The sequence below is a fragment of the Chryseobacterium sp. genome (assembly GCF_022712095.1).
In the GTDB taxonomy this organism is placed as follows: Bacteria; Bacteroidota; Bacteroidia; order Flavobacteriales; family Weeksellaceae; genus Chryseobacterium.
In genome coordinates this window covers 1-9,019 of record NZ_JALAHD010000222.1, presented here as the reverse complement: position 1 = coordinate 9,019, position 9,019 = coordinate 1, and the positions used below count along the sequence as shown (strand labels likewise).

At 35.7% G+C, this 9,019-nt stretch carries 7 protein-coding genes; 3 read left to right on the top strand and 4 right to left on the bottom strand.

Going from position 1 to position 9,019, the window contains the following annotated elements; translation table 11 throughout:
* Positions 1 to 126 precede the first annotated feature (126 nt).
* From Q0A18_RS11700 to radA, 3 genes are all read right to left on the bottom strand, one after another.
* Positions 127 to 720: an ACP phosphodiesterase gene (locus Q0A18_RS11700; protein WP_292010329.1), complete on the bottom strand. Its 594-nt coding sequence runs from the start codon at positions 718 to 720 to the stop codon at positions 127 to 129.
* Positions 721 to 801: 81 nt separating this feature from the next.
* Entirely contained in the window at positions 802 to 2,367 is a 1,566-nt protein-coding gene (locus tag Q0A18_RS11695) for a M12 family metallo-peptidase (RefSeq protein WP_292010328.1), read from the bottom strand.
* Between the two features lie 84 nt (positions 2,368 to 2,451).
* Positions 2,452 to 3,804 carry a DNA repair protein RadA gene (gene radA, locus Q0A18_RS11690; RefSeq protein ID WP_292010327.1) on the bottom strand — a complete coding sequence of 451 codons (1,353 nt, stop codon included), beginning with the start codon at positions 3,802 to 3,804 and terminating at the stop codon, positions 2,452 to 2,454.
* A gap of 231 nt (positions 3,805 to 4,035) precedes the next feature.
* On the opposite strand from radA, the gene Q0A18_RS11685 reads away from it, so the two are divergent.
* The 3 genes from Q0A18_RS11685 (at position 4,036) to yidC (ending at position 8,324) form a co-directional block, all read left to right on the top strand.
* Positions 4,036 to 4,605: a YceI family protein gene (locus tag Q0A18_RS11685; protein ID WP_292010326.1), complete on the top strand. Its 570-nt coding sequence runs from the start codon at positions 4,036 to 4,038 to the stop codon at positions 4,603 to 4,605.
* A gap of 124 nt (positions 4,606 to 4,729) precedes the next feature.
* Positions 4,730 to 6,337 (top strand): CTP synthase, encoded by a 1,608-nt coding sequence (locus Q0A18_RS11680; protein ID WP_292010325.1) that lies wholly within the window; start codon positions 4,730 to 4,732, stop codon positions 6,335 to 6,337.
* Positions 6,338 to 6,527: 190 nt separating this feature from the next.
* On the top strand, positions 6,528 to 8,324 hold the full coding sequence (gene yidC, locus Q0A18_RS11675) for a membrane protein insertase YidC (protein WP_292010324.1): 1,797 nt from the start codon (positions 6,528 to 6,530) through the stop codon (positions 8,322 to 8,324).
* Between the two features lie 55 nt (positions 8,325 to 8,379).
* Here yidC and Q0A18_RS11670 read toward each other — a convergent pair whose 3' ends face one another.
* The gene (locus tag Q0A18_RS11670) at positions 8,380 to 8,964 is read right to left on the bottom strand and encodes a ribonuclease HII (protein WP_292010323.1); all 585 of its coding nucleotides are present in this window, start codon (positions 8,962 to 8,964) and stop codon (positions 8,380 to 8,382) included.
* Between the last annotated feature and the right edge of the window lie 55 nt (positions 8,965 to 9,019).

The following is a 9,019-nucleotide window of genomic DNA, read 5'->3' as shown; positions in this document are numbered from 1 at the left end:
TGATAAAAGTTCCCCTTATCATTTTTTTATTACAAGAAATAAGGCAGAATGTTCTAAACACACAAATGTCATTAACTAAAAACACCTCTTAATGAGGCGTTTTTATTTTTTTTAGACAATTAGCAATTAAAGTTTTTCTTTTAGTTGATCATTGGTTTGTTTCGCAAATTCTATGAGATCCGGGAAAAACTGATCATAATATTTTTGTAGTATTTCTTTATTATTAAAAAATACCTCGAATACAGGAAGGTCTTTATCCAGGTATTTTGCTTTATTAAGCACATTTTGAATACTGAACCGAATTCCCCGATCTTCCCGGTAATTGTATAACCAATCATCTTTTTCCATATTGCTGAGCATCAACTTAAAATTTTCAGGAAACCAATATTCGTACTGATGAAGAATTTTATAAGTTTTTAAAGAATGTTCTTTCCATCCTTCAAGAGAATTCAGGGTAAGATCATTAGCGAGGAAATAATCCATACACACGTCAATAAAAGCGCCCGAGTATAGTCTTACCAAGGGACTGAAAACTTTCTTGGCTTCATGAATAACGGGATGAGAATCAGTAAAGGTATCAATGGCACGGTGTAAAGTGATTCCGTCCTGAATTTCTTTCGGTAATAAAAAACGGTCTTTGTTGCGTATGAAATCTTCCAGAAACTGGCCGGCAATCTGTCCGTCTGTGAACGAAAGGAAGGAGTGTGCAAGGTAATTCATAAAAAAATATAAGGCTAAATAAAAAACCTTCAAATAAAGTTAAAGTATTTGAAGGTTTTTTGACTTATTTCTTAAAAGAATTTATCTAACAAGAAATTTTTTGCTTTCTATCAGAACATTGTTTTTATCATAGATACTTAAGAGATATTCTCCCGACACATAGCCTTTAAGAGGAATTACAGTCTCAGAAGTAGTAATAATCTGCTGTCCTGTGATCGTGTATATTTTGAAGTTATATCTTTCTCCGTTGCCTCCCAGAATGTTGATAACATCTTTAGCTGGGTTTGGATAAATTTTGAATTTTTGAGAATTTATTGGTGAAATCTGATCTTCTTTTGCTGTTATTATCAAATCACTTGTTGTTGCTGGTATGAAGTTGGAAACAACACACGCAAAACGGGCGAATCCGAAGGCTTCATTAGCGGGTTTGTTGCTTCCGATGGGTACACCTGTGGGTTCACTGTTGTAGTTGACATTCGGGTTAGACCAGCGGTTGATTCTTGTACAGTTGAATCCTTTTGAGGCACATTCGTCATTATATGCCATGATTGTTCTCCACCTTTGAGAACTTGTACTGGATGTTCCGGAGCTGATTGCTGTTTTGTTGGTATACCCATGATGATGATCACAAGGAACGGTACCGGAGTCTACATACCAGTCATGTCTCAATCCCATGTTGTGCCCGAATTCGTGAGCTAGAGAATAATTAGAGACGGCGCAGTTATATAAACTTACACAGAAACCTGCAGTATTGCTGTAGTTGGTATTGCTTGTATTAATATATCCAAGCCCACATGTATTGGTAGGGGAGCCTACCACCAACGCACAAAGATCGGCGCCATAAGTAGTCCGTAAAGTGTGGACACTATCCATATATCCATCATTGTTATTTCTGAATCTTGGCAGGTCGGTACTTAAACTTCCGGATTCTGTATAAGCGATTTCTCCGGAGTATACAAGATTGATGGTAACATTGGAAATACCGGAATTGGCTAATGCGGTATTAAAATTAGTGATGGCTGTGGCTACATAGGAATTACTTTGAGAAACACCTCCCCATGCAGCTCTTGCAGCAGGAGTATAAACAACTAGAACATCAATTCTTGTAGAAGGACAAACCGCAGTTGTAGAGGAACATACGTTTGAATTAGCCTTATTGACGATTTCGGAATAAACACTTTTATCCAGAATGTAGTCATCAGGTGAGTCCTGATCAAGAATTTTGGTGTCACTTACTACAGATAATGCAAAAGTCTTATCATCAGTTTGATGAAACATTACTTTTTCTCCTTTTGCAGGTGTATACATTCCCGTTACAATATTCCTGTCTTTGGAAAGTACCAGTTCGGCATCCGGTGCATTTTCTATGGTATAAACATAAGATTCGCTTTTGTTGGCGTACTGATATGTTTTATTATATTTGGCGGTAATTTCTTCTCCTGTGGGAAGTGAAATCTGGAGGTCGGATCTTAAATTCAATGAAGGCTGTACGTAGTAGGTGGTAGACCTGTAATTGGAAGCAAGTTCCTTATTGATTTTTTGATTGCTATTCAATCTGTCTTCACTAATTGCAGTCTGAAATACTCTGGTCTGTGCCGATAAGAACATAGCACAAAATAGTACCAAAAAGGTAAATTGTGTTTTCATGAGTGGTGTAGTTTTATTTTTAAATGTTGTTGATTAACAAATATATATAAAAAACATCATCACATGGTGAATTTTTTTATTATGTTAAAAAATTCTTTCGTGAAAATCTTCAATTTTGCTTACTTCTTCAATCTTTATCCCGAATTTACGTTTAGAAATTTTATTAAGATTAGAGACAAATATCTTTTCATAACCCAGCTTTTCGGCTTCAGTAATTCTTTGTTCGACCTGTGCAACCGGCCGGATTTCTCCGCTCAGACCGATTTCTCCTGCAAAACAAAAGTGTTCAGAAATGGCAATGTCCTCATTGGATGAGAGGATCGAAGCTACAACCGCTAAATCCAGCGCCGGATCATCGGTTTTTATACCGCCGGTAATATTAAGGAAAACATCTTTTGCTCCCAATTGAAAACCTGCCCTTTTTTCAAGAACGGCAAGCAGCATATTAAGTCTTTTGGCATCAAATCCTGTAGAGCTTCTTTGTGGAGTTCCGTAAACGGCAGTGCTTACCAAAGCCTGGATTTCCAGGAGCATCGGCCGGTTTCCTTCTAGTGTTACTGCTACGGAATTTCCTGATAATTCTTCAAACTTTTTGGTGATAAGAATTTCAGAAGGGTTTTTTATTTCTTTCAGCCCTTGGGAGATCATTTCATAAATTCCGATTTCGGAAGTAGATCCAAAACGGTTTTTGTTAGCTCTTAATAGTCTGAAAAGATGATTTCGGTCTCCGTCAAAATTAAGAACGACATCCACCATGTGCTCTAAGACTTTTGGTCCTGCTATTTGACCGTCTTTGGTAATGTGTCCCACTAAGAAAACAGGGGTGTTGTTTTCCTTGGCAAATTTTATAATTTCATTGGAGCATTCCCTGATCTGGGAAACCGTTCCCGGAGAACTTTCTATCAGTTGGGACTGTAAGGTTTGAATGGAATCGATAATAACAAAATCAGGCTCCAGTTTTTTAGCTTCATGAAGAATTTTTTCCAATGAAGTTTCCGTGAATAAAAAACAGTTGGGATTTTGAATATCTGTCAGCCTGTCTGCTCTCATTTTAATTTGAGATGCACTTTCCTCACCTGAAACATACAATATCTTTTTCTTCATTTTTAAGGCAAGCTGAAGCAGGAGGGTGGATTTCCCGATACCAGGTTCACCACCGATCAGAGTAACGGAACCTAAAACAATGCCGCCGCCCAATACGCGGTTGAGCTCTTCTGAAGGTGTTTTGATTCGAGGTTCCTCACTGGTTTCGACTTCAATGATATTAATAACATGTTGTTTCGACTTTATAGAGGATGAACTATTCTTTTGAGGCGTTTTTTCAATAATCTCTTCAGTAAGAGTGTTCCATTGTCCGCAGTTTTTACATTGCCCCATCCATTGGGAATATTGGGTGCCGCAATTCTGACAGATATATGCTGTTTTTAATTTTGCCATGATGCGAAGTTCAAAAAAAAAAATGAATTTATCCCTGAAAGCATATGGAATTTTGAAAGAAAAAATAATCGATGGGGTACATTGAAATATATGACTGGTTATAAGTTTATATGATTGAATTATTTAAAAATAATTTTGATTATTAATGAAAAAATAACATAGGTCAATGTTCTCTCATTTTTCTCCTTATACCTTTGCCTCAATAAAAATAATATATAAAATATAATTACAATGAAAAAGGTATTTTTAACTTTTGTATTTGCTTTCTTAAGTGTTGTAGGTTTTGCACAATCTACCTGGAATGTAGATCCTATGCATTCATCTGTTAACTTCAATATCAGGCATATGGGAATTAGCTTTGTGCAGGGCAGATTTGATAAATTTGATGGAAATGTGGTTACTCCTGGAGCTAATTTGGATAATGCTAAATTTAATTTTACGGTTGATATCAATTCGATCAATACAGGTGTTGAGATGAGAGATAATCACTTAAAAAGTGCTGATTTCTTTGAAGCTGAGAAATTTCCTGCTATGAAATTTGAAAGCACTTCTTTAACAAAAGGTAAGAATAATACCTATACTCTTAAAGGTAAATTAACGATCAAGGATGTTACTAAAGAAATCAGTGTTCCGGTAACATATGGTGGTGTAACTAAAAACCAGCAGGGGAAAGAAGTTCTTGGTTTCCAGACAAAATTTACAGTTAATCGTTTAGATTATAACATTAAATATGATCCTACAGGAGCAGGTGTTGCAAAAGATGTAGATGTAAACCTTTATTTCGAATTGGTTAAACAATAATTCTCATATATATAATTTGGTTTAGAAAAGGGTTTTCAGAATTTATTTTTGAGAACCCTTTTTATTTTTTATAAATAATTGCCTCGTATTTCTTTTTCCCATAACTTTGCACAAACCTAATCTAATGAGTAAAAAGAATACTAAATACATCTTTGTGACAGGAGGTGTAACTTCATCTTTGGGGAAAGGAATCGTTTCTGCTTCTCTGGGACTTCTACTAAAATCACGCGGTTTTAATGTAACCATCCAAAAATTAGATCCTTATATTAATATCGACCCGGGAACACTGAATCCTTATGAGCATGGAGAATGTTATGTGACAGAAGATGGTGCGGAGACGGATCTGGATTTAGGTCATTACGAGCGTTATTTAGATGCTCCTACTTCTCAAAATAATAATGTTACTACTGGGAAAATTTACCAGACTGTAATAGAAAAGGAAAGAAAAGGAGATTTTCTGGGGAAAACGGTTCAGGTAATTCCTCATATCACTAATGAGATCAAAAGAAGAATTAAAATTCTTTCCAAACAAAACTATGATATCATTATCACAGAAATCGGTGGAACTGTAGGTGATATTGAATCCTTGCCCTATATAGAAACAGTTCGCCAGCTCAAATGGGAACTGGGAGAAAATAATTCCATGGTCATTCATTTGACTCTACTGCCTTATCTTGCTTCCAGTGGAGAACTGAAAACAAAACCTTCCCAGCATTCTGTTCGCCAGTTAATGGAAAGCGGAATTATGGCGGATGTTTTAGTTTGCAGAACAGAACATAAAATACCAAAAGAGCAAAGAGCCAAATTAGCACAATTCTGTAATGTTCCTTTAGATAACGTTATAGAATGTAAAGATCTGGATACAATCTATGAGGTTCCTATGTATCTGCAAAAACAAAACTTTGATGATGTGGTTTTAAAAGAGCTTGATCTGAAAAGTGACAAGGAGGCAGACCTTAAAGACTGGAAGAGCTTCCTTAAGAAATTCCAGAATCCTAAAAAAACAATTGAGGTAGCACTGGTAGGTAAATATGTATCTCTTCAGGATTCTTATATTTCCATAGCTGAAGCATTTAAACATGCAGGAGCCGATCTGGAAACTGAAGTGAAAATAAGATGGGTTTACAGTGGGGATATTACGGAAGATAATATCAAGGAAACTTTGAAAGGTGTTGATGGAATTCTCATTGCTCCGGGATTTGGAGACAGAGGGATTGAAGGGAAAGTTCTTACCGCAAAATATGCAAGGGAAAATAAAATTCCATTATTGGGAATTTGTTTGGGAATGCAGATCATGACTATTGAATTTGCAAGAAATGTATTGGGATATGCAAAAGCTAATTCAATGGAGTTTGATACTTCTACGGAGTATCCTGTGATCTCTTTAATGGAAGAACAGAAGAATGTAGTGGAGAAAGGAGGGACAATGCGTCTTGGAGCTTGGAAATGTTCATTAAAGAACGGTTCTAAATTATCAGACATTTATGGTGCTAAAAATATTTCCGAAAGACACCGTCACCGTTATGAATTTAACAGTGACTATTTACTGGATTTTGAGAAAAACGGTTTCATGGCTACCGGAACTAACCCTGAAACAGGGTTGGTAGAAGCTTTGGAATTACCGGGACATCCTTTTTATGTTGGGGTTCAGTATCATCCGGAGTACAAAAGTACAGTAGCAACGCCACATCCATTATTTAAAGCATTTGTAAAAGCTTGTGAAAAGAAATAAGGTAATATCTTAATATAAACGTCTTAAATAAACTCAGGTTGATAATTGTCAGCTTGAGTTTATTATATAGTAATACAGTAAAAGGTAGAGTTTTGATAAAAAATCAGTATTTTTGTCAGCTCGAAATCCCAAATGAAATATTCATCCAATTGAATGAAGGATTTAGAAAAAATAATTTAATAAAATCAAAATGCAACAAAACAACGGACTCGATAAAAGTCAAATGATTAGTTTTGCGTTTTTGTGCCTGATTCTTTTCGGCTTTATGTTTTATTTTCAGAATAAACAGCAGAATGAGGAACAGCAAAAGACTCAGCAGCAGAAAACTGAGCAGACAAAAACAGTAAAACAAACTCAGGCAAGTAATATCAATCCAAATGTTACTCCGAACGCGATTCAGGTTTCCAATTTAGCTAATAACGAATTGAAATTAGAATTTGCCAGTCTAGGAGGGCAGGTCTCTAAAGTGGAACTTGTGCAATATAGGGCTTATGATCATAAAAGTGATAAAGCTGATTTGCCTCTTTATTTAATTAATAAAAACAACTCGAGCTACGGTTTCCAGTTTAAGGATAAAACAGGTAAGGAGTTTAATACCAAAGATTTGGTGTTCTCTCCTGAGGTAAATGGTAATGTTATTACAATGACTGCCAATTATAATGGTGCCGTTATCCAGTTTATTTATACTTTGTTGCCTAAATATACTTTAGATTTTAAAGTAAAAACTCAGGGTTTATCAAAAGTAATATCTGATTCAAAAGCTGATTTCAAATGGGATTACAGCGTAAGGAATTTAGAAAAAGGGAGAGCGCAGGAACAGTCTCATTCAGAATTTGCTTATACATTTAATAATTATAAATCCTATGATTATGATGCAAGGACTACAATGGATGAAGCTAAAGAAACGCTTAACTGGATTGGGGTAAAACAACAGTTTTTTACTGCTATTATTGAAGCTAAAAATGGATTTACACAGAGTAAAGGGAATCAGGATGCTTTTGAAGAAGGGGAATTCTTGAAAAAATTCAATTATGAAGGTCAGGTTCAAATGACCGGAAGCGAATTTAATCAGGATTTCACATGGTATTTTATGCCGCTTGATTTACCGTTGTTGAAATCTTATGACAAAAACTTTGATGAGATTCTTCCGTTAGGATGGTCTTTTATTGGAACAATGAACCGTTGGTTCTTTATTCCGATGTATAATATTATTGCTTCTTGGGGATTAACTGCTGGATGGGTAATTTTTGTAATGACCATTATTGTGAAACTGATCCTGTCTCCGATTATGTATAAGCAGCATAAGCTGAGTGCGATGATGAGAGTAATACGTCCGGAAATAGATGAGGTGAATGCTAAATTGAAGGATGCTGACCCGATGAAGAAGCAACAGGCTACGATGGAAGTTTACCGGAAAGCAGGTGTGAATCAGATGGCGGGATGTTTACCTGCACTGGTACAGATTCCTATCTTCTATGCTTTATTCCGTTTCTTCCCTAACTTTATTGATTTGAGAGGACAGGGGTTCTGGTTTGCAAAAGACTTAACGGCATATGACGATTTAATTAAGCTACCTTTTAAAATTCCATTCCTTGGAGACCACTTAAGTATTTTTGCAATTGCCTGTACTGTGGTAATCCTTATTTATACGATTATGACTTCAGGAAATATTCAACAGCCTCAACAGGAAGGAATGCCTAATATGAAAGTATTAATGTATATTTTCCCTATTACGTTCCTGTTCTTCCTGAATACGTCGGCTTCAGGTCTTTCATGGTATTATTTCGTATCGAACGCCATTAATATATTAATCATTCTTGTAATTAAATATTGGATTTTGGATGAAAAGAAAATTCATGCTCAGATTCAGGCTAATAAAGAAAAGCCAAAAGCGGAAGGAAAATTCCAGAGAAGGATGAGAGAAATGATGGAGAAGGCTCAGGAACAGCAAAAAACAGCCGAACAAGGCCGAAATAAAAAGAAATAATTATTTATAAATTATAAATGAAAAGAGAAGCAAAAGCTTCTCTTTTTTTATTGGTTTAATCGTATTTAAGTCTGAATGATTGTCTGTGATGTATAGTCGGGCCAAATTCTATCAAAGCTTCACGATGAAATTTAGTTGCATATCCGAAGTTTTTATTCCATCCATATTGTGGGAACTCTTCATGCAGTTCGATCATAAGTCGGTCTCTATAATTTTTGGCCAAAATAGATGCGGCTGCTATGGAGAGTACTTTAGAATCTCCCTTTATGATGCATTGATGAGGTATGTAATTATAAGGGTGGAATTTATTTCCATCCACAAGTATGAGCTCAGGCCTTGTGCTGAGCTTATCCAGTGCCTGGTGCATTGCGTGAATACTTGCGTTGAGAATATTATGTTGATCAATGAATTCAGGAGGAAGCTCTGCTATGGCGTAATCCACAGCATTTTCTTTAATGTAGCTGTCGAGCTCCATTCTTGTTTTGAATGTGAGTTTTTTAGAATCATCAACTAAATTCTGGTCAAAATTAATATCTATAATTACTGCTGCAGCCACTACAGGTCCGCAAAGACAGCCTCTTCCTACTTCATCACAGCCTGCCTCCACGTAAATATTTGACCAATTCTTTATTAAACTCATGAATGTAAATATATGCTTTTTAGATTTATTTTTTTTCAGTAATTCAGTTTAAAAC